Source organism: Amycolatopsis sp. TRM77291, from assembly GCF_054166285.1.
Map to the genome: position 1 here is coordinate 6,967,700 of NZ_JBSZHF010000001.1, position 22,644 is coordinate 6,990,343.

The following is a 22,644-nucleotide window of genomic DNA, read 5'->3' on the forward strand; positions in this document are numbered from 1 at the left end:
TGCTACCTCGTCACCGCAGGTCAGGCCTGTACGGTCACCAAGCGGCTGAACTCGGTCAGCAGATCGTAGCCGTCCCAAATCGCGGAGAACGTCAGGGCCGAGCCGAACGGAACGACACGGTCGACGCCGCGGCCCGCCAATTCCGTCACGAATTCCGTCAATTCTTCTTTGGTGAAGCCGAATTGACCGACGGTTTGATCTTTGCGGAGCACGATCGGGACGAGGTCGGAAAGCGTGTCGACGCGTGCGTTGGCGAAAGTGCCCGCGCCGAGCCATTCGCGCGGGAGGATCGCGGGGTCGGTCAGTTCGAGGGTCGCGATGCCGTTGCCCTGGAACTCGATTCCGTTGACGAGCCCGTCGACGGCGGCGCCGTACGCCGAAACCCGCTTCTGCACGGCCATGGCGGGCTCGGTGACGTGCTGTTTCGTCGCCAGCACCTCGGCGAGCAGCTTCCGGAATTCCTGTCCGGCTTCGCGGGCGCCGTTTTCGTCGCCGACCCAGAACACCGCGCGCGGTGACGAGCAGGCTGCCTGATCGAACCAGTACGAGTCGTTGTAGAAGCCCTCGGCCGCGCCGCGGCGTTCGGCCTCGGAGGCGTTCTGCCAGCCGCGCACCGACGCGACCGCGAACGACGACCGGTCCGGGAAGGTCAGGTCGCGCGCGTGCGGGGCGAGCGGGTACTTGCGCAGCGCGGCGACCGAGGCGTCGCCGCCCCAGATCACCCGCAGATCCGCGGCGACCGAGAGCGCACCGCTGATCGCGTCGCTGCGGTCGTAGGTGACCATGCGCTGCGTCGCGGTGATCGCGGCGGCGGTGTCGGCGTCCACTTCGGACAGTGCGGCGTTCAGCGCCTCCAGCACCGTTTCCGCCGCGCCGGCCGAACGCGAGGACACGCGGACGACGTTGTGGTTACCGGCCAGCGCCGAAAGCGCCCACGAGTACACGAAGATCGTGTCGACGTTGGCGGGCGGGACGTGGAAGACGAGTCCGCGCGGGAACCGCAGCGCGTCGCCGGAAGTCTCCAAAGTAGACAGTGCCTTCAGCGCCTTGGCAATCTCTCCCTTGCGCAGGAAGAAACCGAGCGACGCCAGCTCCGGGAAGCGCCGGGCCGTCGCGGGGGCGAGCAGCTTGCGCGCGAACTTCGTCAGGAACTCGACGACGCGCGGGTCGCCCACGCGAAGCCGTCCGCCGACGGGCTCGGCCCGCAGCTCTTCGACGAGCTTGTCGACCTCGATCGCTTCCGCGAGCGGAAAACGCTGGTTCAGGCTCATGCCGCCGCTCCCTGGAAGGTGTCCGAGCAGCCGCGGGCCTCGGCCTTGGGCAGCCTGCCCATCACCGAGAAGTGCTTGCCCGGCCAGTCGCCGTCGTCGATTCCGTTGTAGACACCGAGATCCTCGGTGAGCAGGACGTGGCCGGGGTACGAGTGCGGCAGCGTGCTGACGACCTCGATCACGCCCGGTTCGCCGACCGGCTGCTCTTCCCAGGTCTCCGGGTTCCGGATCACGACGTCGGCGAAATCGGGGCAGTACAGCGAGTTCCCGGACGGTCCTTCGAGGAACACGGTGCCGATCTGCTCGATCATCCCGTAGTAGTTGTGGATCCGGGTGAGCCCGGTGTCCTCTTTGAAGCGACGGCGGAACTCGGTGTTGTCCACCGCGCGGTCGATCAGCTTCTTCCAGCCGCCGGAGTGGATCAGGATCCCGTTGGAGAGGTCCAGCTTGTGCTCGCGGGCGACCTCGTAGAGGTACTGCCACACCATGAAGGTGAAGCCGAAGATCAGGAACGGCTTGTCGCCGTACGTCGCGAGGAACGTCTTGACCGCCTCGACGTCCGGCTGGTCGTTCTCGTCGAGCACGTAGGTGTGCTTGCGGCCGAAGTTCGCCATGCCCAGCACGCCCGCGCCGCGCGCGGAGAACGAGCGGCGGTTCTTGATGATGCCGATGGTGTCGACCATCAGCATCGGCAGCCGCTCACCGCCGAGGACCTCCTGCAGCGTGGCGCCGAGCTGCTTGGTCTGCGCGCCGGCGGCGGCCTTGTCCAGGTAGATCCGCGACGCGCCCGCGCCGGTGGTGCCCGACGAGGTCAGCGTCTTGAAGATCTCGGACTCCGGGATGCTGCGCAGGTCGTGCGTCTTGAACATCCGCACCGGCAGCCAGGGCAGATCCGCGATGGACGCGAACTCCGCGTCCCGCGCGATGCCGAGCGACGAGAGGATGCGCTCGTAGCCTTCGGAGTTCTCACGGTGGTGCGCGGTCAGTTCGGCGAGCTGCGGAAGCAGGTGCTTCTCGCGCTCTGCCTGCGAAAGCGTGAACACACTCATACCTGGGCCTCCAGCGACCGGTAGTCGATCTTGCCGCTGGCCAGCAGCGGCACGGTGTCGATGGGGCGGACGTCGAACCCGCTGGTGTGCAGGTGCAGCCGCTCGGACAGCGCCTTCGCGGCGTCCTTGCAGATGTCCTTGTCGGCGCCTTCGGCGAACAGGACGACCTTGTCCCCGGCCGGGACGGCGGCCACGACGTCGATCCCCACCGAAGCGGAACGCACGGCGTGCTCGAGATCATCCAGGCTGACCCGGTTGCCGAAGACCTTGCCGATCCGCTTGAGCCGTCCGGTGATGTAGAGGAACCCGTCCTCGTCGAGATAACCCAGGTCGCCGGTGGCGAGCACGCCGCCGTATTCGTCGCCCGCGGCCAGCCCGGCCTCGTCCTCGGCGTAGCCCATCATCACGTTGGGCCCGCGGTAGACGACCTCGCCGACGATCTTCGGGTGTGTCGTCTCGGAACCGTCCTCGCGCCGGATGGCGAACGAGCCGCCGGGCAGCGCGGGCCCGGCCGAACCGAGCTTCTCCGCGAGCCGTTCCGCCGGGACGGTGGTCATCCGCGGGGCGGCCTCGGTCTGGCCGTACATGACGAACATCCGTCCGCCGACCTCGCGGATCTTGTCGTTGAACTGGGCGACCAGATCGTCGCGGAGCTTGCCGCCCGCCTGGGTGAGCGTGCGCAGCGTCGGGTACTTCGCCGGGTCGAACTTGAGCCGCCGCAGCATCTCGTAGTGGTACGGGACGCCCGCGAGCGAGGTGACCTTGTGCTCGTTGACCGCGTCCCAGAACCCGCGCCCGAGCACGCCCGAGGGCTCGATGACCACGGTCGCGCCGCGGACGAGGTGCGAGTTCAGCACGGATAGCCCGTAGCTGTAGTGCAGCGGGAGGCTGGTCGGCGCGATCTCATGACGGTCGATGCCGAGCACCTCGGCGATCGCGTCGGCGTTGGCGAACACCGCGCCGCGCGAGAGCCGGACCAGCTTCGGGTTGCCGGTGGAACCGCTGGTCGGCAGCAGTATCGCGAGATGCGGATGCGGTTCGACACCGTCGGCGGACTTCCGGACCCAGTGCCCGTCGGAAACGCCGTAACCCTCGGGTGCGGGCGCGTCCGGCGCGGACAGCACGGCGGCCGGGCGGAACCGCTCGATGAGCCCCGCCAGGACTTCGGCGTCCAGCGCCGGGTCGATCAACGCGATCGCGCGGCCCGCCTCGAACGCGCCGAGGTAGTTCAGGACGCTGGGGAGGTCCACCGACATCCGCGCGAACAGCGCGCCCGGCGGCAGCAGCGACAACGCGGCACCCACGCGGGTGACCTCGGTGTCGAGTTCCTCGCCCTCGAGCGTCCTGCCGCTCGTGACGTCGATCAGTCGCGCACCCACACCCAGAAGGGTCATTACAGAACCAAGCCTCCGTCGATGCCCAGCACCTGCCCGGTGATGAACGAAGCGTCATCACTGACGAGGAACCGGATCGCGTTCGCCACGTCTTCGGGCGTGCCGAGCCGCCCGAGCGGGGTCTTGCCGATGTTCTCGGCCTTGGCGTCCTCGGTCAGGCCCGAGGTCAGATCGGTGTCGATGACGCCGGGCGCCACCGCGTTGACCCGGATCCCGGAGCGGCCGAGCTCCTTCGCGGCCGAACGCGCGATGTTCGCCACCGCCGCCTTCGAGGCCGCGTACACCGTCTGACCAGCACTTCCGTGCTCGCCGACGATGGAGGCCAGCACCACGATGGCCCCGGTCTTCTTGCGCATCATCGCCCTGGCCGCGGCCTGGACGGTGTGCAGCGTGCCGGCGACGTTCGTGCTCAGCGTGGTGTCGACCAGTTCCTCGCGGATCATGCCGAGGAGCGCGTCCTCCATGATCCCGGCGTTGGCGACCACGATGTCGAGCTTGCCGTGCTCCTTGGCCACCCCACGGACCAGCGTCGACACGGCCTTGGCGTCGGTGACGTCCAGGGCGAGCCCGCTCGCGGCCCCCGCCGCGGCCGCCGCTTCCTTGGCCTTCGCCTCGTCGCGGCCGGTCAGCACCACGGTGGCGCCCGCCTCGGCGAGCGCCCGCGCGGTCGCGAGCCCGATCCCCCGGGTCCCGCCGGTGACCAGGGCGACCTTCCCGTCCAGCATCACTTGGACTGGAGGTCGGTCACCATGTCGACGGCGACCTTGAAGCTGGACATGTCGATCACCTGATCGGTGTCGAACTCCACGTCGAACTCGTCCTCGATGGCCGCGACCAGCGCCATGTGACCGACCGAGTCCCAGGCCTCGATGTCGCGGTACTTCAGGTTCTCGACGTCGACGTCGCCATCGAGGTCCAGCGCCTCGACGAAGACCTCACGCAGCTTGCCGGCGACTTCCGCCATCGTTGAACTCCTAATGCTCTTCGCGCGGACGGGCGTCCCACGCCTTCACCAAGGTAGAGAGGTCGCCGGGCAGCCGGTCGGCCAGCCCGTCCTCAGGGAGACCGGCCTTACCCTTCAGCCACGGCCCCAGTGCCTCGATGGTGGCCTCGTCCAGGCCGCGGCGGGACAGCCCCACGGTGTTGACGCCCGTCACCCGTGCGGGGTTGCCGACGGCGATGGTGAACGCGCCCACCTCCTTGCGGACCGCGGAGCTCATCCCGACCATCGCGCCGGGGCCGATGACGACCCGCTGGTGCAGGATCGCGCCCATGCCCAGGTTCGCCCCGGACCAGATGTGGCAGTGGCCGCCGGTGATGACGTTCGAAGCGACCGTGACGGCGTCCTCGACGACGCAGTCATGGGCGATGTGGGAACCGCGGAGGAAGTAGCCGCCGTCGCCGATGCTGGTGGTGCGCCAGGTGCCCTGGTGGACGCTGACGTACTCGCGGATCCGGTTGCGGCTGCCGATGACGACACCGTGCCCGTCGTGATCGGGGTCACCGTTCGGCGCGGCCTCCCAGGCGGCCGGGTGCTCGCGGCCGCGATCCTCACCGGGGGTACCGATGGTCACGTGCGGGCCGATCCAGTTGCCGTCCCCGATCCGGGTGGGGCCCACGATGACCGTGAACGGTCCGACGACGTTGTCTTCGCCGAGCTCGACACCCTCGCCGATGACTGCTGTCGGGTGGATGCGGTTCACCACGTGAAGTTCCGTTCGTCGTGGCTGGAGACAGCCTGGGGTAATGGGCGCTTCGGCGGTCCCGGTAACGTGTGGCCCGCGCCAGAGAGGGCGGCCGGACGCAGAACCGGCGGCTCACTGTACCGGACGCACCAGAACGCCCAGTCGAGAGAGACTTGCAGATGATCCCCATTACCGTGGTCGACGTCCGTGACGCGGAGGACCTCGTCGTCGAGGTGCTGCGATCCGGCGCCATCGCACAGGGACCGATGGTCAAGCGCTTCGAGGACGCGTTCGCGAGCGTTTCCGGCACGAAGCACGCGATCGCCGTCAACAACGGCACCACCGCGCTGGTCGCCGCCATCCAGGCGCTCGACCTTCAGCCGGGTGACGAGGTCGTCACCTCGCCGTTCACCTTCGTGGCGACGCTGAACGCGATCCTGGAAGCCGGCGCGACCGTCCGCTTCGCCGACATCCGGCGCGACGACTTCGCGATCGACCCGGACGCCGTGGCCGCCGCGATCACCGACCGCACCAAGGTCCTCATGCCGGTGCACCTCTACGGGCAGACCGCGGACATGGGCAAGCTCGCGCCGCTGGCCGCCGAGCACGGTCTCAAGGTCATCGAGGACTCGGCGCAGGCCGTCGGCGCGTCGTTCCAGGGCAAGCCGTCCGGCTCGTTCGGGATCGGCTGCTTCTCCTTGTACGCCACCAAGAACGTGACCACCGCCGAGGGCGGCGTGATCACCACGGACGACGACAAGCTGGCCGACAGCCTGCGGGTCCTGCGCAACCAGGGCATGCGCGCCCGGTACCAGTACGAGGTCGCCGGGCACAACTACCGGATGACCGACCTGCACGCCGCCGTCGGCATCCCGCAGCTGGAGAAGCTGGACCAGCTCACCGCCGCCCGCCAGGCCAACGCGAAGCGCCTCACCGAAGGCCTCGCCGGCACCCCCGGCCTCGACCTCCCGCAGGTCCTGCCGGGCCGCGAGCACGTGTGGCACCAGTACACCGTGCTGGTCGGCCCGCACGCCTTCCTCTCGCGTGACGAGCTCGCCGCCGCCCTCACCGAACGCGGCATCGGCAACGGGATCTACTACCCGAAGATCGTCTTCGACTACGACTGCTACCGGAACAACCCGCTGATCCCCGACGCGAAGGTCGAGGACTTCCCGGTGGCCGCTTCCGTCGCCGCGCAGGCGCTTTCCCTGCCGGTGCACCCGCACCTTTCCGAGTCCGACCTGGACACCATCATCGAAACGGTTCGCGAGGTACTCGGCGCATGAGCACCCACAAGATCGCCCTCATCGGCACCGGGAACATGGGTTCGCTGCACGCCCGTGTCCTCGCCGCGAACGAGCGCGTGGACCTCGTCCGCGTGATCGACCCGCGCGAAGAGGCGGGCCGCAAGGTCGCCGATCGGTACGAAACCCAGTGGACGCCCGAAATCGGCTCCCTGTCCGATGTGGACGCCGTCGTGCTCGCCTCGGCCACCGAGGCGCATTACGAGCTGGCGCAGGAGATCCTGGGCCAGGGCAAGCCGATGCTGGTCGAGAAGCCGGTGTGCAACAGCTTCGAATTCTCCCAGGAGATCGTGGGGCTGTCGGCGAAGAAGGACGTCCCGCTGATGTGCGGGCTCCTGGAGCGCTACAACCCGGCCGTGATGACCGCGCGGGCGCTGGTCAACGAGCCGATCCACCTGATGGCCCGCCGCCACGGCCCGTACGCGCCGCGGATCAAGACCGGCGTCGCGTGGGACCTGCTGGTGCACGACGTCGACCTGGCGATCCAGTTCTTCGGCGGCGCGACCCCGCAGCGGGTCGCCTCCGGCGCGGGCTACTTCCACCCGAGCTCGGTCGAGGGCGCCGAAGACACCATCGAGACGGTGCTGTCGTTCGAATCCGGGCTCGCCACGGTTTCCGCGTCGCGCCTCGGCCAGCGCAAGGTCCGCTCGCTCTGGGTGTCCGAACTGGACCGCATGATCGAGATCGACCTGCTTCGCCGCGACGTCACCATCTACCGGCACGTGTCGCACGACTCGGTCACCGAGGACGGCCTCGGCTACCGCCAGCAGACCGTCATCGAGATCCCGGAACTGGTGACCGCGCGCGAGCCGCTCGCGACGCAGCTGGACCGGTTCGTCGACCTGCTCGAAGGCAAGATCGACGCCGACACCGAGCGGGACCTGATCCTGCCGTCGCACGCCGTCGTCGACCAGGTGCTGACGCAGGCCGCTGCCTGATCTCTCGCATTTCGTCCTCTGGATGCGGTAGTTGCCCACGCAACTACCGCATCCAGAGGACTAATTGCGTTATTTGGTGAGGCGCTGGCCCTTCGCGTCGTACGCGACGAGGGGGGTCAGCACTCCGGCCGACTCCACCTGGGCGCCGTCGAACCAGAAGATGACGACCGACGGATCCTCGCTCCAGGGAATCGCCTTGGCCTCGACCGGCTTCCCGCGGACGGTGCTGGTGATCCGCGCCGCCGGCCCGGCGAAGTAGCCGAACACGGGCACGAACGTCCCCCGGATCACGTCGCCGCCGTCCACCGCGTGGAAGCCGAACGACCGATCGGATCCCTTGAACTCGTTGCTGGCCAGGAGCGCGTCGTACTCGCCGGACCCGTTCCGGTACGCGACCTGGAGACCGAACCTGACGTCCGGCATCTGCGGCTCTTCGATCGCGAAGGCGTAGAGAACCAGCTCACGGCCGCCTTCCCCCTTGACCCCGAGAGGGATCGCCTCACCGAAAGGCCGGTCCGCCGGAGCCGCGGTGATCGTCGGGCTCGCCGGGGCGGGCTGAGGCGGAACGGGCGAGCTCGCGACCGGCGCGCTCGCGGCGGGCGGAAGCGGGCGCTGAGCCGGTTCCTTGAGCGCGACCGCGCCGACGATGACCAGCACCGTCACCACGGCGGCCGCGATCCCGCCCGCGCCGGTCGCTAGACGGCGACGACGGCGGATACGCCTGCCCTTGGTCATGATCGCGTCGAGGTCGGGCTCGGCGAACCCTTCGGCGAGCGGTTCCCGCAAGGCCGAACGCAGCGTTTCGAGGTCGGTCATCGTCCCAGCCCCCCGATCAGTTCCGTGCCGTCCTCCGCGGTGATCCGCAGCTTGCTCAGGGCGCGGGAATTGGTGCTCTTCACGGTGCCGATCGAGACACCCAGTTCGCCGGCCACGTCGGATTCCTTCAAATCGAAGAAGTGCCTGAGCACCACGACGGCCCTTTCCCGGTCTGTGAGCGTACGCAACGCGTCGAGCAGCCATTTCCGCTCGACGACGGCACCGGCGACGTCCATACCGCTCGGCTGCTCGGGGATGTCCTCCGTGGCGTTCTCACGGATCGGCCGCCGCCAGCCGTCGATGACGTGGTTGACCAGGACCTGCCGCGCGTAGGCGTAGGCGTCCTTGCGGCGTACGCGCGACCAGGCCGCGTACGTCTTGGCGAGCGCCGTCTGGGTGGCGTCCTCGGCCTGATGCCGGTCGCTGGTGAGCAGGTAGGCCGCATGCTGGAGACGAGTCGCCGAGTTCCGCACGAACTCGACGAACTCGTCATCGCCACGAGCCACCCTGGTCCTCATCTCCGTTCGACGGTTGGCCACCTGAAAGGTTGCTTAGTTCTTCCGGCGAGTGAACCGGAGCGCGACGACGACACCGGCCGCGACCGCCGCGATCGCGAGAACGATCCACACCCAGGCCGGCACCAGGTCCTCGGGAGTGGTCTCGGCGGCCTGCGGTGCCGGGGCCGCCGCGCCGCTGCTGCTCGCCGGGGCCGGGGCTTGACTGCTCGACGGGCTCGGGGAGGCCGCGGGTGCGGGTGCGCTGAGGTTGAACTTCACCGAGCCGCTCGCGGCGTGCGTGTCCTCGAAGGTCACCTTGTAGCGGAGGGTGTACTCCCCCGCGGGACCGACGGCCTTGACCGGCGCCGTGACGACCGATCCGGCGACCTCCGCCCGGCCGACCGTCCACGACGCGTTCTCGGGGCCGGTGATCTGGATCGGGTTGTCGTCAGCCAGGGTGACCGGGCCCGAGAAGGTCAGCTTGATCTGCGTCGGCGGCGTCGCGAGCGAAGCGCCCCTCGCCGGGTCGCTGCTCTTCAGCTCCGAGTGGGCCAGTGCCGGGGACGCGGCGCCCAGCAGGGCCAACCCGGTGACCAGCAACGACGCGCCAAACCGTTTGAACCTCATCTGACACCCTTCTCACCGGGGAACTCCCCCGTCGAGCCTAGTAGCCGGGCGTGGGGACGGGCGTTGGTTCCGGCTGTCGAGCCCTTATGTCGCGAAGGGCACCTTGGAGACGTTCATCGTCTCCAAGGTGCCCTTCACGACATACCCACGACCGCTGGCGCCTGCGGTGCGACGTGGTTCTAGCCGTCCTTACCACTCACGAGCCATTCAAGGACGCTGCGCGTGGCGGGTGGTCAGCGCGTCGAGGTCGAAGGTGAGCGGAGTGCCGTCGAAGTCGAGGCTCACCTTGCCGGTGTGCTCGCCGAAGTTCTCGTACTCGCCGTCGATCAAACGGTAGGTGGTCATACTCGCCGGATCGTCGAGGTCGACGATCCAGTAGTGGTCGATGCCGACTTCGGCGTACTCGGAGAACTTGGTGACCCGGTCGGTGCGGACGGTGCCCTCGGACAGCACCTCGATGACCAGCCGCACGTCCTCCGGCGACGACCTGCGGACGTTCAGCTCGGTCGAGCTCGTGCCGAGGACGTCCGGCACTCGGATGCTCAACGGTTCTTCGGCGAGCAGCAGTTCGACTCCGGCGAGGGCGACCAGATCCGGAAGGCGCTCGTCCAGCCAGTACGCGAGCCGCGTGACCGCCTGTTGTGCCGGGTGTCCAGGAATGGCGCCGCTACCAGGACACCACCGGCCACTTCGGCGCGATTCCGGGGCGGCCGCGCTCTTGCGGACTCGCAACGGCGTGTCGCGAAAGCCACTTTCGGGACACCAGACGTCGCGAAAGTGGCTTTCGCGACGTGGTCGCCGGAGCGCGCGCCGGGCTACTCCGTGAAGTCGCCCGCCGGAGCGCCCCAAGCCCCAGGCGTGTCCCCGCGCTCCTCCGCCAGCGCCCGCCGTCGCGCGTTCTCGGCGCGCACCCGCTCCACTTCGGACTGGATGTACTCGTCGTCGTACTTCTGGAACACGCGCGCGGGGTTGCCCGCGACCAGTGTGCGCGGCGGGACGTCCTTGGCGACCACGGAATTCGGCTGCACGGTGGCGAAATCGCCGATCGTGACGCCCGCCATGATCACCACGAGACCGCCGATGAAGCAGCCTTTGCCGATCTTCACGGGTTTGCGTTCGATGAGGTCGCTGCCGGAGTGGTTCTGCAGCGTCATGTTCGCGAGCCAGCTGGAATGCGTGAAGATCAGCGTGTTGAGCCCGATGCTGGTGTGTTCGCCGATCTCCAGCCCGCCGCTCGCGTCGAGCGCAGCGCCTTCGCCGATCCAGCAGTGTTCGCCGATCTTCAGGTTCTCCGGGCTGATGATCTTGACCCGTTCGCGGACCCTCGTCGACTCCGGCAGCCCGTAGAACCGGGCGCGCTCGGCGTCGTTCATGTACTGCGAGACGAGTTCGGTCAGGATCTGCGGGCGCAGGCGGTTGCTGCGCTCGTCATCGAAGAACATCGGCCTCGGTCACCAGTTTCTCGAAGGTACGCAGGTGTTCTTCGGCGACGACGTCGAGGCCGAAGTTGGCCCGCACCATCGCGCTTTCCCGCTGTGCCACCAAAGCCCGCTTCTCGGGGTCGTCGAGCAGTTCGATGACGGTGTTCGCCACCGCCTCGCTGTCGTCCGGCCGCACCAGCAGGATGTTCTCGCCGTTGCGCAGTTCGATGCCCGGGTAGTTGTCCTCGGTGACCGACGCGATGGTCGCGGTGCCCGAGAGCATCGCCTCCAGCGACGCGGTGCCGCAGCCGCCGTTGAGGTCGTGCGTCACGATGTCGGCCGCCGCGAAGTACGCGGGAACGTCGGCCTTCGGCACGGCGCCGGTCACGATGATGGCGTCCGCGACGCCGAGTTCTTCCGCCCGCTTCAGGAAGACGTCGTGGTAGACGCGGCCGACGACGACCACCTTCACACCGGGATGTTTGTCCAAAATGGACGGCAGCGCCTCGACCAGCGGGAGCCGGTTGCGCAGCGGGATGACGTGCCCGAGCGAGACGATCACCGGACCGTCGCCCAGCTGGTGCTCCGCCCGCACATCGAGGGTCAGCGGTTTCTCGAAGTTCCCCGTGTCGACGGCGATCGGGAAGTAGTCCGAGTTCGCGTCGCTCGTGCCGTAGCGCTCGACGCAGTAGTCGACCCCGAGTTTGTCGAGGATGACGTACCGCGGCTTGAGGTAGCGCAGGATCGGGTTCACCAGCACCCTGTCCAGCAGCCGGAACACGCCGCCGTACAGCTTGTTGTCGCTGATCAGCAGCGTGTGGATGGTCAGCAGCATCGGCAGCCTGCGCCGCCGCGCGTACAGCCCGGCCAGCCACGACAGGTCGAAGAACTGCCCGTGCAGGTGGACGGCGTCCGGCTTGAACTCGTCCAGCAGCTTCCACAGCCGCCGCCAGTTCCCCGGCCGCAGCGAGGCGAAGCTCATGTCGAAGTCGATCGACAGGCCCAGCTGCGGCATCTTCACCGCGGGCAGGCGGACGACGCGGTAGCCGTCCTTCGTCTCGTCGGCCGGGGCGTCGGCGTACGCGGCGGTGATCGCGAGCACCTCGTGCCCGCGCGCCGCGTACTGCTCGGCCAGGGACGCCGCCATGTGCGCGCTTCCGCCCACCCTCGGCGGGAAGAAGTTGTTCACGACCGCGATGCGCATGGCGCGGCTCTCCCCTGGCCCGGCGGTCATCCCTCCGAAGCCTTCACCAGTTCGTACATGCCCTCTTCCACGGAGATCTTCGGCTCCCAGCCGAGGATCTCGCGGGCACGGGTGATGTCGGCGGCGCGCCGCGAGACCAGCACGTCACGCTCGTTGAACAGCGGCTCGACGTTGACACCGACGGCGTCGATGAGGATCTTCGCCAGCGTCGCGATGGAGGTGTCGATCCCGGTGCCGATGTTGATCGGCAGGTTCGCCTTCTCCGACTCCAGCGCCGCGACGACGGCGCGGGCCAGGTCCGTGACGTGCACGAAGTCCATCGACTGGTCGCCGCGGCCGTCGATGATCGGCGGCTGGCCGGCGCGCAGGCGCTGGATGAAGTGGTTGATCACCGACGTGTAGTAGGCCTCGATCTTCTGGCCGGGGCCGTACACGTTGAAGAACCGCAGCGCGTTCCAGGACAGGCCCTTGGTGCGCTCGTAGAAACCGAGCATGTCCTCGCCCGCGCGCTTCGAGATGCAGTACGGCGTGAGCGGCTTGAGCTCGTCGTCCTCGTGCATCGGCAGCCGCTTCGGGTCTCCGTAGACGGACGCGGTCGAGGCGAACACCAGCCGCTCGACACCCTCGTCCGCCGCGGCGGCGAAGACGTTGTGGTTGCCGACCATGTTGATGTCGATGGACTCGTGCGGGTCCGCGACCGACTTGTTGATCGACACGGTGGCGAAGTGGATGACGTGCGTGCAGCCGCGCATGGCCTCGCGCACGGCGCCGCCGTAGCGGACGTCCTTCTCGACCAGCTCGACCTTGCCGGTGGCGACGAACTCGTTGATCCGGGCACGGTCGCCGCGGGTCATGTTGTCGAAGACGCGGACGGTGTAGCCGCCCTCGATCAGCATCGGGATGACGTGCGCGGCGATGAAACCGCCGCCCCCGGTGAAGAGGACCTTCTTGTCGGGCATTTCTCTCCTAGCTCGGCAGTGCGGCGCTGACGGTCGCGATGACCCGGTCGACCTGGGCATCGGTGAGGTTGGCGTGCATCGGGATGGCGAGATGACGGGCGAAGAGGTCCGCCGATACCGGCAAGGTCTGCTTCTTGCCGTAGATGGGCTGGAGGTGCGAGGCGTACGTGCCGAAGTTGCACTGCACGCCCTGCTCGCGGATCCGCAGCGCGAGCGCGTCGCGGTCGATCTCCGGGGCCACGGTGAGGATGTAGGCCTGCCACGGGTGCTCGCGATCCGGCAGTTCCACCGGGACGTCGAGACCGGGCAGGTTCTCGAACGCCTCGTGGTAGCGCTTGGCCACCGAACGGCGGGCCGAGAGCAGGTCCGGGAGGCGGTCCAGCTGCACGTTCATGATCGCGGCCTGCACGTCCGAGAGCCGGAAGTTGTAGCCCAGCTCGTGGAACTCCGGAATCGGCAGCGTGCCGGAACCCTCACGGGTGATGGCGGGCTCGATGCCGTAGGTGTGCAGCTTGCGCGCGTGCGCGATGAGGTCTTCGCGGTCCGAGACCAGCGCGCCGCCTTCGCCCGCGGTGATGCCCTTCCGGCCGTGGAAGGAGAACGCGGCCAGGTCGGCGAGGCTGCCTGCCGGGCGGGTCTTGTACGTCGCGCCCGCGGCGCAGGCGGCGTCCTCGAACAGCCACAGGCCGTGCTTGTCGGCGATGGCGCGGTATTCGTCGAAGTCCCCGGGCTGCCCGGCGACGTCGACGGCGAGGATGCCGACCGTGCGCGGGGTGATCAGGGCTTCGATCGACGCCGGGTCGGCGCTCCAGACGTCGGGGCGGATGTCCGCGAACACCGGGGTCGCCCCGGCCTGGAGCACGGCGTGGCCGGTGGCGGGGAACGTGTAGTCGCCGACGATGACCTCGTCGCCCGGCTTCACGCCGAGCACACGCAGCCCGAGGAAGAGTGCCGACCCACAGTTGCTGGTGGTCAGGGCGTACGCGGTGCCGACGGTCTTCGCGAAGCGTTCCTCGAAACGGCGGCACGCGGGGCCGGCACCGGCCAGCCAGCCGGACCGGAAGACCTCCGCCACGGCGGCGAGTTCTTCGTCGCCGACGGTCGGCTGACCCAGAACGACGGGTTCCTGCTCAGACATACCTCTCCCATTGCGTGGGGACCCGGCGAAGTGTATAGACGCCGATCGGCGTAGTTCGGGCGGGCTGGATCCGCCCAGGTCAATGACGCCCTAGGGTTACGGCATGCGATTCCGCGTGCTGGGGGCGACGGAGGTGCGCCGCGACGACGGCACCACCGTTCCGATCGGCGGGCCGAGGGTCCGGACGCTGTTCGCGTTGCTCGCGCTGGAGGCGGGCCGGGTCGTCCCGGCGGAGCGCCTCATCGACGGTCTCTACGGCGAGCAACCACCCGAAGGTGTGGCGAACGCGCTGCAATCGCAGGTCTCGCGGCTGCGGGGCGCGCTGAAGAAGCTCGCGCCCGTCGAGTTCAGCCCGGCGGGCTACCGGCTCGCCGTGGATCCCGACGACGTCGACGCGCGCCGGTTCGAGCGGCTCGCCGCCGAGGGACGGCGCACTCTCGCGGCGGGAGACGCCGCGAAGGCGTCCGAGCTGCTTCGCGATGCTCTCGGGCTCTGGCGTGGCCCGGCCTTCGCGGACATCACCGACGCGCCGTTCCGCGATCCGCAGGTCACTAGGCTGAACGAGCTGAAGACATCGGCGATCGAGGACCGCGTCGAGGCCGAGCTCAAGCTGGGAAAGCACGAAGACGTCCTCGCCGAGCTTCGCGAGGTCATCGACGAGCAGCCGCTGCGGGAACGGCCCCGCGCGCTGCTGATCCGCGCGCTGCACGCCGCCGGACGGCAGGCCGAGGCGCTCACCGCGTTCGAGGACGCCCGCCGCGTCCTCGCCGACGAACTCGGCACGGACCCCGGGCCGGAGCTCGCCGCCGCGCATCTGGCAGTGCTTCGCGGCGAGACGCCTGTGAAGGCCACGTCCGCGGTGCTCCCGGCGCAGCTCACCAGCTTCATCGGCCGCGAAGGCGATCTCCGGCACGTGCTCGACAGGCTGGAGAGCTCGCGGCTGGTGACGCTGACCGGCCCGGGCGGAGCGGGCAAGACGCGGCTGGCCATCGAGACGGCGGCCGCCGTGGACCTCCCCGCGGTCTTCGCCGAGCTCGCTCCGTACACAGAGGACGCGGACGTCGCACACGCCGTGCTGACCGCGCTCGGCCTGCGGACGGTCCCGCTCGGGACGGTCACCGCGCCGGTGGAGAACGCGCCGCTGGAGCGGCTGATCGACGCGCTGGCCGAACGGGCGGTCCTGCTGGTGCTCGACAACTGTGAGCACCTGATCGAGGCCGCCGCGAAGCTGGCCGCCCGGCTGCTCGGCGCGGCCCCCGCGCTGCGCGTGCTCGCCACCAGCCGCGAACCGCTGGGCATCACCGGCGAGGTCGTCTCCCCCGTGCCGCGGCTCGCCGTGCCGCCGCCGGGCACGCCGCCCGCCCGGTCGCTGGAGTTCGCCGCGATCCGCCTGTTCGCCGACCGCGCGCGGGCGGGCGATCCGGGTTTCGTGGTCGACGACGACACCGCGGGCGACGTCCAGCGTGTCTGCGCCGCGCTCGACGGGCTGCCGCTGGCCATCGAGCTCGCCGCCGCGCGTGTGCGGACCCTGCCGGTCGGCGAGATCGCCGCCCGGCTGGACGACCGGTTCGGGCTGCTCTCGCGGGGCAGCCGGGCCGCCGAGAGCCGTCATCGCACCCTGCGCGCCGTCGTCGAGTGGAGCTGGGATCTGCTCGACGAGGACGAACGCCTGCTCGCCAGGCGGCTGACCGTCTTCGCGGGCGGCACGACCCTGGCCGACGCGGAAGCGGTCTGCGCCGTGCCGGACATCGCGGAGCTGCTGCCGTCCCTTGTGGACAGATCGCTGGTCGAGCGCACCGGCGACCGGTATCGGATGCTCGAAACCATCCGGGCCTTCTTCGCCGGGAAACTCGCCGAAGCGGGTGAAACCGAGCGCTTGCGGCGCGCGCACGCCGAGCATTTCCTCGCCCTCGCCGAGGAAGCCGATCCGATGCTGCGCACCGGCGACCAGCTGGTCTGGCTCGCTCGGCTCGACGCCGCCTACGACGATCTCCTGGCCGCGTTGCGCTGGGCCGCCGAGTCCGACGTACGGATCGCGCTCCGGCTTTCCGCCGCGCTGGTGCTGTACTGGTGGATGCGCGGTCGCCGCTTCGAGGGTTCGACGCTGTGTATGGAAGTGGTCAAACGGCTCGGAGAACGGGCGCCGGACGGTCTCGAAGAGGAGTACCAGCTCTGTGTGCTCACCGCCGCCGCGGGACTGCGGGGCAGTGCGCACGCGGAGGCGCTCGACCGGCATCTGCCGTTGGTGGACGGCCTCATGCTGGATATCGCCAAGGCGCCCCGGAACCCGGCACTGTTGCTGTTGATGGGCGTCGTGTCCGGCCCGCCCGGTGACGACGACGCGCTGATCAAACGCAGCCGGGTGCTGCTGGCGAACAGCGATGCCTGGAGCCTCGCCCTCGCGCCGACCGGTTACGGTCTCCGCGCGCTGATGCAGGGCGAACTCGACACAGCGGAAGAGTTCCTGCTCGAAGGGGCGCAGGCGTTCCGCTCGATCGGGGAACGCTGGGGCCTTTCGATGGCCCTCGACCATCTGTCCCAGATCCTGATCTGGACGAACCGGCAGGCGGAAGCCCTCGAAACGATGAACGAGGCACTGCGGCTGATGCGGGAGCTCGGCGCTTCCGACGACAACGCGGACCTGCTGTGCCGTCGCGGCGGCAGCAAGCTGCTCCACGGGGACGCGGCGGGCGCGCGGGCGGATTTCGAACTCGCCATCGAGATCGCGCGCCGCGCCGGGATGCCCGAGAGCCGGGCGGCCGGGTACGTCGGTCTGTCGTTCCTCGCCCGGCACGAGGGCGATCTGGCGGCGGCTCGCGCGCTGAGCGAACGCGCGCTCTCGGAGTGTTCCGGTGGTTCGTTCGCGGCCGAAGGCGTGCGCGCCGGCGCGAAGATCTCCCTCGGCTGGGTCCTGGCCGCCGAGGGTGACGCCGACGGGGCCGAGGAGCTGCACCGGCTGGCGCTGGTGTCGGCGGACCGCTGGCACGACAGCACCACCATGGCCTGCGCCGTCGAGGGTCTCGCCGGGGTCGCGCTGGTGCGGGGCGACGCCGAGCGGGCGGCGGTCCTGATCGGCGCGGCGGTGACCATCCGGGGCACCCCGTTCGCCGTCGATCTGGACGCCGCCCTGCTCAGGACGACCGTGCGCGAGCGGCTCGGTGACGACTTCGACCGGGCCTACCGCCGCGGGCTCGGCCTGCGGGGTGCCGCTCAGCTGGCCTAAGCGCGGGTCAGCTGCGTGCCCTGCGGCGCGAAGCCCACCTCGCCGCCGGCACCCGTGTCGCGAAAGCCACTTTCGCGACGCCTGATGTCCCGAAAGTGGCTTTCGCGACATGGGAAGGGCACGTCGCCGACCTCGCCTCACCATTTCCCCTGAGCCACTCACGAGTCGTCCATGTCGGCGCTGGACGTCCCGCCCGATCGCGGATGAAGANCCACTTTCGCGACGCCTGATGTCCCGAAAGTGGCTTTCGCGACACGGTCGACCGGAACCCTTGGTCCCTTGTGGACGGTCATAGCCGCGTCGGGCGCCTAGGCGCGGGCCAGCTGCGTGCCCTGCGGCGCGAAGCGGCCGACGGCGTCGGCGAGGAGCCGCTGGTCGAGCTCGCTGTCCTGGACCGCGACGTACAGCGGTGCCGCGTTGACCGGGACCGCGCCGAGGCGGGTCATCCCGGGACCGACCGGATCGATGGTGAGCCGGGTGACGTCCCGCCACGGGACGACCGTCCGCTCGATCCGGACGCCGACCGCGTCCAGTTCGAAGAGCACCCATTGCTGGTCGTGCAGCGATTTCACGTAGCCGATGGCCGCGCAGCCGACGGCGATCGCGATGATCCGCAGCACGCCGGGCCCTTCCAGTGAGCCGACCAGTGCGATGAAGCCGAGGACGACCACCACCATCCCGGTCAGCTTCGCGGCGCCGACCAGGCCCGCGTTCGGTTTGTGCACCCGGAACCGCACGGCGCGCATCAGGTGTTTGGTGAGCAGCCCGCCGCCGATCGCGGCGGCCAGCCCGAGCATCGTCACCACCAGCGAAACCGGGGAGAAGTCGGCGACGACGTTGTAGCCGGCGACCAGCGCGACGAACCCGCCGACCACGGCAAGCATCAGCGCGAGCTTGCCCTTGCGCACGTCCTGCTCGCGGCGTTGGAGGGAGGCCTGGTCGGGTGCGGCGAGGAAGCCGCCGTCGATGTTCCTCATCGGGCGTCACGCTGCGCTTCGGCGGCCGCGCGACGCTCACGCTGACGGCGGTCGAGGACGTACAGCAGCGCGCCGGCGCCGGCGCTCACGGCGGCGTAGAGCAGGTCCTGCAGGCCGTCGTCCGGGTAGCCGGTGGAGAACTCGACCATCGCGAGCGCGACGAAGAGGACGCTGAGGACGGCCCCGCCGATGATGTACACCTTGTTGCTGAGCATGGTTTCCCTCGCTTGTCGTTGCCTGGTGGGACCACTTTCGCGCGGGGCACATGACATTCCGATGACACCGCCGTCAGACACCGTCAGGCACTGACAGCGCTTGGTGCGTGGACGGTCAGCGGCGGCGGACACCCTCCGTGGCATGACCTACGTAGCCGGTTCTCCCGAAGACTTCCTCGCCGTGCGGCATCTGACGCTGCGCGGCTCCCAGGCCGAAATCGGCCATGCCCTCGGCGCCGAGGTGAAGGCGCGCTCGGAATGGTCGCCGCCGTCGCTCGATCCGATCGTGGCCAAGGCGCGGCGTACCTGGTTCGCCCGGAACTGGCCTCAGTACGCGGCGCGCACGGCCGGGTTCGCCGAGGCGCACGGGTTCGCCACCGACGCGGCGGTCTCCTTCGACGACGCGAGTGCCTTGCCCCCTGGATCGGGTTGTTCGGCGCTCTGGACGGGGACCGAGCTCGGCCGCAACTACGACTTCTTCACCATGAGCTGGACTCAGCTGGGTGCGGTGCTGGCCGGTGAGGAGCCGGTCGACGACGGGACCGTCCCGATGGCGTCACGGCCCTATGTCCTGACGACGATCCCCGACGACGGCATCGCATCGACCTCGCTCACCATGTCCACAATGGACGGCGGGACGGAGGGCGTCAACGAGGCCGGGCTCGTCGTCACCCTGCTGATGGCCGAGGTCGAGACGGCCATGCCGCTGGACCACGGTCCTCAGGCGGGCCTCTCGGTGCTGCAGGTGTGCCGGTATCTGCTGGACACCTGCGAAACCGTCGAAGAGGCCAAGGAAGCGCTGATGCTCGCCAAGCAGTACGCGCACGGCGCGCCCTGCCACTACATCGTCGCCGACACCTCCGGCCGCGGCTTCGTCTACGAACGCGGAGCGCACGACGTCGAGTACTTCGTCGAGGTGGCCGACGGGCCGCTGTGCGTCACGAACCACCTGCTGCACCGTCATCCGGATCTCGACGCGCTGCCCGAGGACAACCCGGAGACCATGCGCACCTACGAGCGGCTTCGCACCATCACCAAGGAAGCGGACTCCGGAACGCGGGACGCGCTCGACACGGTGGCCTTCGCGGTCGAGCCCGGCGCGCCGTGGCGGACGTTGTGGCGCAGCGTCCTCGACCCGTCGGCCCGCACCCTGAGCACCCGGTTCTACCTTGGCGACGGCGAGAACGGCACCGCGCGGCACACGCCGGAACTCACCTTCGGGATCTCGCGGTGACCATCGGCAAGGGCCGCAAGATCGGCACCGTCGCGGTCTGCGTGCTGGCGCAGCTGCTGATCGCGATCGACCTGACCGTGCTGCACCTGGTGCTGCCGTCGCTTTCGGAACAGATGCACCCGTCGACGACGGAACTGCTGTGGATCGCCGACGCGTACGGTTTCGCCCTCGCCGGGCTGCTGATCACGATGGGGAACATCGGCGACCGGGTCGGGCGGAAGAAGCTGTTGCTGATCGGGGCGTCGCTGTTCGGTGTCGCCTCGGTGATCACGGCGTACGCGCCGACGGCGGAACTCCTGATCGCCGCCCGCGCGCTGCTCGGGATCGCCGCCGCGACACTGATGCCCTCGACGCTGTCGATCGTGCGGAACGTGTTCACCGGCAAGGAACGCGCGGCCGTGATCGGGGTTTCGAGCGGGCTGACGATCCTCGGTTTCGGCATGGGGCCGCTCGTCGGCGGTTTCCTGCTCGACCACTTCTGGTGGGGCTCGGTGTTCCTGGTCAACGTTCCGGTGGTCGTGGTCATGGTGATCGCGGGCGCGCTGATCCTGCCCGAGTCGAAGAACCCGGTGTCCCATCGCATCGACGTGCCCAGCGTGCTGCTCTCGCTCGTCGGCATGGTCGGGATCGTCTACACGATCAAGGAAATCGCGTACAAGGGCTGGGGACACTGGGACGTCGCGGTCGCCGCCGTGCTCGGCCTCGGCTGCCTGCTGGCGTTCGTCCTGCGGCAGCCGCGGCTGGCCGAACCGTTGATGGACCTGAAGCTGTTCGCCCAGCGGGCGTTCTCGGCGACCGTCGGCACCACGATCCTGGCGATGTTCGCGCAGCTCGCGGTCTCGCTGATGTTCGCGCAGTACCTGCAGCTGGTGGCGGGCTGGTCGCCGCTGAAGTCCGGGCTCGCCGGGCTGCCCGGGATGGGCGGCGCGATCCTCGGCGGCGTGCTCGCGCCGCTGGCGATCAAGGTGTTCGGCCGCGCGGTCACCATCGGGCTGGGTTGTGCCCTGTCGGCGGTCGGGTTCGCGTTGTACTCGGCGGTCGGCGTGACGATCGTCTACACCGACCTGCTCGCGGCGATGATCGTCTTCGGGGTCGGGCTGTCGCTGATCCTCGCCGTCGCGACGGACACGGTGCTCGGCGTCGTGCCGAAGGCCAGGGCGGGCGCGGCGTCGGCGATCTCCGAGACGGCGACCGAACTCGGTGGGGCGCTGGGGATCGCGGTCCTCGGCAGTGTGCTCGGCGCGCTGTACCGGAACGAACTCGTCCTCCCGTCCGGTGTGCCGCCGGAAGCGTCGGCGGCGATCTCGGACACGCTCGGCGGTGCCGTGCAGGTCGCGGCCCAGTTGCCGGCGGACCAAGGCGCGCTGGTCTTGGCGAGTGCGAAGTCGGCGTTCGTCGACGGGTTGCAGGTGACGATGCTGTGCTCGGCGGCGCTGATGGCGTTGCTGGCGGTGAGCGCGCTGTTCACGTTGCGCGGGGTGCCGAAGGTCCTCGAAGACCCCGAAGACGAACCGGCTCCGGTGCCCGTGGCAGCGTGAAATGTCATGAACGGCCCTTTCCTGACGTTTTTCGTCAGGAAAGGGCCGTTCATGACACTCGTCAGCCCCTCGGACCGGCCAGCGGGACCGCGCGTTTGTCACCGGACCGGACCATGGCCAGCAAGGGTTTCGCGGCCACCTTGAGCAGCCGGGCCGCGAACGTGCGGCCGTTGCGGCGGGCGATGTCCGGGCCGAAGGCGTCCATCAGCGCGACGAGCCCCGGCAGCGGCCGCACGAACAGCGTCACTTCGGCGATGAGCCCGTCTTCGCCGAGGTTCAGCACCGCCGCCTCTTCGATCTCTTCACCGCCGATACGCGCGGTGTAGACGACGACTCGCGTCGCCTCGTCGCCGGTGTCGGTGTGGAACCGGACGTCGCGCAGATGCGAGTACGCGACCTCCAGCAGCGGCCTGAGTTCCGCGTGCCCGGTGAACCGCACCCGGCTCGTCAACGGCGAGCGCACGACGGCGTCCGGCGCGAAGGCGCTCAGCGCGAGTTCGACGTCCCGGGTTTCGAGGGCGCGGCGGTATCGCTCGGCGGTTTCGGTGCTCATGTGTCCTCCTGGATCAGGTTCCCCAGCCCGCGCCACAACAGGTCCGCGGTGAGCGCGATGACCTGCTCCCGCGGGATGTCGCGGTTGCTCCACCACCAGGTGGCGATGGCGTTCAGTGCGCTCTTGGCCGCTTCGGCGAGCGCTTCGTTCGCGCGGTCGCGCGGCAGGTCCGCGGTCAGCGCCAGGCCGGGAACCTGGGCGAACACCTCGGTCAGCTGCCCCGTGGCCCTGGCCTGTCCGCGCCGGTGCACCTCGGCGACCGCTTCGTCGGACGGCGTCTCGGCGAAGATCATCCGCCAGCCGCGTTCGTTCGCCTCCATCCAGGCGAAGATCGCCGCCACGCGGCCACGCAGCAGCTCCTCGGCGGTGTCCGAAGGCGGCAGCTCCGCCCAGCCGGCCAGCAGGCTGTCCACTTCGGACTCCAGAAGCCCGGCGTACAGCGCGGCCTTGGACGGGAAGTGGTCGTAGAGAACGGGGGTGCTGACGCCGGCGGCCGTCGCGACCTCGCGCATCCCGGCCGCGTCGTAGCCGGACGCGGCGAACACCCGCGCCGCCGCGGCGAGGATCCGCTCCCGGCGTTCTTCCCTGCTCAAGCGCTTAC

The 22,644-nt window shown here is 69.4% G+C and carries 23 protein-coding genes; 5 read left to right on the plus strand and 18 right to left on the minus strand.

The genetic code is table 11. The features are described from left to right. Positions 1-20 precede the first annotated feature (20 nt). From ACXIZN_RS32430 to ACXIZN_RS32455, 6 genes are read right to left on the minus strand one after another with little or no spacing between them, the layout of a single operon-like run. On the minus strand, positions 21-1,271 hold the full coding sequence (locus ACXIZN_RS32430; RefSeq protein ID WP_457958838.1) for an acyl-CoA reductase: 1,251 nt from the start codon (positions 1,269-1,271) through the stop codon (positions 21-23). Next, positions 1,268-2,320 (minus strand): LuxE/PaaK family acyltransferase, encoded by a 1,053-nt coding sequence (locus ACXIZN_RS32435; protein ID WP_125790504.1) that lies wholly within the window; start codon positions 2,318-2,320, stop codon positions 1,268-1,270. Before ACXIZN_RS32435 ends, ACXIZN_RS32430 begins: the two co-directional genes overlap by 4 nt. Next, entirely contained in the window at positions 2,317-3,714 is a 1,398-nt protein-coding gene (locus tag ACXIZN_RS32440; protein ID WP_457958839.1) for an AMP-binding protein, read from the minus strand. Before ACXIZN_RS32440 ends, ACXIZN_RS32435 begins: the two co-directional genes overlap by 4 nt. Next, positions 3,714-4,439 (minus strand): SDR family NAD(P)-dependent oxidoreductase, encoded by a 726-nt coding sequence (locus ACXIZN_RS32445; RefSeq protein ID WP_020632875.1) that lies wholly within the window; start codon positions 4,437-4,439, stop codon positions 3,714-3,716. The genes ACXIZN_RS32440 and ACXIZN_RS32445 overlap by 1 nt, the downstream gene beginning before the upstream one ends. Then, on the minus strand, positions 4,439-4,678 hold the full coding sequence (locus tag ACXIZN_RS32450) for an acyl carrier protein (protein WP_034309750.1): 240 nt from the start codon (positions 4,676-4,678) through the stop codon (positions 4,439-4,441). The genes ACXIZN_RS32445 and ACXIZN_RS32450 overlap by 1 nt, the downstream gene beginning before the upstream one ends. Positions 4,679-4,688: 10 nt before the next feature. Further along, the gene (locus tag ACXIZN_RS32455) at positions 4,689-5,420 is read right to left on the minus strand and encodes a UDP-N-acetylglucosamine acyltransferase (RefSeq protein WP_457958840.1); all 732 of its coding nucleotides are present in this window, start codon (positions 5,418-5,420) and stop codon (positions 4,689-4,691) included. 158 nt (positions 5,421-5,578) lie between these two features. Here ACXIZN_RS32455 and ACXIZN_RS32460 point away from each other — a divergent pair, with 158 nt between their 5' ends. Both ACXIZN_RS32460 and ACXIZN_RS32465 read left to right on the plus strand, forming a co-directional pair. Beyond that, entirely contained in the window at positions 5,579-6,685 is a 1,107-nt protein-coding gene (locus ACXIZN_RS32460; protein ID WP_257483692.1) for a DegT/DnrJ/EryC1/StrS family aminotransferase, read from the plus strand. Further along, on the plus strand, positions 6,682-7,641 hold the full coding sequence (locus tag ACXIZN_RS32465) for a Gfo/Idh/MocA family protein (protein WP_457958841.1): 960 nt from the start codon (positions 6,682-6,684) through the stop codon (positions 7,639-7,641). Before ACXIZN_RS32460 ends, ACXIZN_RS32465 begins: the two co-directional genes overlap by 4 nt. Before the next feature lie 69 nt (positions 7,642-7,710). Here the strand turns inward: ACXIZN_RS32465 and ACXIZN_RS32470 are convergent, their stop codons facing one another. From ACXIZN_RS32470 to ACXIZN_RS32505, 8 genes are all read right to left on the minus strand, one after another. Beyond that, a complete protein-coding gene (locus tag ACXIZN_RS32470; RefSeq protein WP_457958842.1) occupies positions 7,711-8,457 on the minus strand; it encodes a hypothetical protein in 747 nt (248 codons plus the stop codon). Beyond that, positions 8,454-8,963 (minus strand): SigE family RNA polymerase sigma factor, encoded by a 510-nt coding sequence (locus ACXIZN_RS32475; protein ID WP_126732456.1) that lies wholly within the window; start codon positions 8,961-8,963, stop codon positions 8,454-8,456. The genes ACXIZN_RS32470 and ACXIZN_RS32475 overlap by 4 nt, the downstream gene beginning before the upstream one ends. Positions 8,964-9,008: 45 nt before the next feature. Then, entirely contained in the window at positions 9,009-9,581 is a 573-nt protein-coding gene (locus ACXIZN_RS32480; RefSeq protein WP_457958843.1) for a copper resistance CopC family protein, read from the minus strand. 207 nt (positions 9,582-9,788) lie between these two features. Further along, positions 9,789-10,313: a Uma2 family endonuclease gene (locus ACXIZN_RS32485; protein ID WP_457958844.1), complete on the minus strand. Its 525-nt coding sequence runs from the start codon at positions 10,311-10,313 to the stop codon at positions 9,789-9,791. An 83-nt stretch (positions 10,314-10,396) separates the two neighbouring features. Continuing rightward, positions 10,397-11,023: an acyltransferase gene (locus tag ACXIZN_RS32490; RefSeq protein ID WP_457958845.1), complete on the minus strand. Its 627-nt coding sequence runs from the start codon at positions 11,021-11,023 to the stop codon at positions 10,397-10,399. Then, positions 11,010-12,206, minus strand: a complete 1,197-nt coding sequence (locus ACXIZN_RS32495; RefSeq protein ID WP_457958846.1) for a glycosyltransferase family 4 protein — start codon at positions 12,204-12,206, stop codon at positions 11,010-11,012. The genes ACXIZN_RS32490 and ACXIZN_RS32495 overlap by 14 nt, the downstream gene beginning before the upstream one ends. Positions 12,207-12,232: 26 nt before the next feature. Then, on the minus strand, positions 12,233-13,165 hold the full coding sequence (locus tag ACXIZN_RS32500) for an NAD-dependent epimerase/dehydratase family protein (protein ID WP_240596203.1): 933 nt from the start codon (positions 13,163-13,165) through the stop codon (positions 12,233-12,235). A 7-nt stretch (positions 13,166-13,172) separates the two neighbouring features. Then, a complete protein-coding gene (locus ACXIZN_RS32505) occupies positions 13,173-14,303 on the minus strand; it encodes a DegT/DnrJ/EryC1/StrS family aminotransferase (protein WP_457958847.1) in 1,131 nt (376 codons plus the stop codon). A gap of 103 nt (positions 14,304-14,406) precedes the next feature. Here ACXIZN_RS32505 and ACXIZN_RS32510 point away from each other — a divergent pair, with 103 nt between their 5' ends. Then, complete coding sequence (locus ACXIZN_RS32510) at positions 14,407-17,526, plus strand: BTAD domain-containing putative transcriptional regulator (RefSeq protein WP_457958848.1); 3,120 nt, start codon at positions 14,407-14,409, stop codon at positions 17,524-17,526. Between the two features lie 308 nt (positions 17,527-17,834). Here the strand turns inward: ACXIZN_RS32510 and ACXIZN_RS32515 are convergent, their stop codons facing one another. After that, positions 17,835-18,503: a hypothetical protein gene (locus tag ACXIZN_RS32515; RefSeq protein WP_457958849.1), complete on the minus strand. Its 669-nt coding sequence runs from the start codon at positions 18,501-18,503 to the stop codon at positions 17,835-17,837. Further along, positions 18,500-18,718: a hypothetical protein gene (locus tag ACXIZN_RS32520; RefSeq protein ID WP_257483682.1), complete on the minus strand. Its 219-nt coding sequence runs from the start codon at positions 18,716-18,718 to the stop codon at positions 18,500-18,502. The genes ACXIZN_RS32515 and ACXIZN_RS32520 overlap by 4 nt, the downstream gene beginning before the upstream one ends. A gap of 142 nt (positions 18,719-18,860) precedes the next feature. Between ACXIZN_RS32520 and ACXIZN_RS32525 the strand changes: the two genes are divergently transcribed. Together ACXIZN_RS32525 and ACXIZN_RS32530 are read left to right on the plus strand one after the other, a co-directional pair. After that, positions 18,861-19,952, plus strand: coding sequence for a C45 family autoproteolytic acyltransferase/hydolase (locus ACXIZN_RS32525; protein ID WP_457958850.1), 1,092 nt, complete (start codon positions 18,861-18,863; stop codon positions 19,950-19,952). Then, entirely contained in the window at positions 19,949-21,490 is a 1,542-nt protein-coding gene (locus ACXIZN_RS32530) for an MFS transporter (RefSeq protein WP_457958851.1), read from the plus strand. Before ACXIZN_RS32525 ends, ACXIZN_RS32530 begins: the two co-directional genes overlap by 4 nt. Positions 21,491-21,551: 61 nt before the next feature. On the opposite strand, the gene ACXIZN_RS32535 is transcribed toward ACXIZN_RS32530, so the two are convergent. Next, positions 21,552-22,043 (minus strand): nuclear transport factor 2 family protein, encoded by a 492-nt coding sequence (locus ACXIZN_RS32535; RefSeq protein WP_457958852.1) that lies wholly within the window; start codon positions 22,041-22,043, stop codon positions 21,552-21,554. After that, entirely contained in the window at positions 22,040-22,636 is a 597-nt protein-coding gene (locus ACXIZN_RS32540) for a TetR/AcrR family transcriptional regulator (RefSeq protein ID WP_457958853.1), read from the minus strand. The genes ACXIZN_RS32535 and ACXIZN_RS32540 overlap by 4 nt, the downstream gene beginning before the upstream one ends. Positions 22,637-22,644 lie beyond the last annotated feature (8 nt).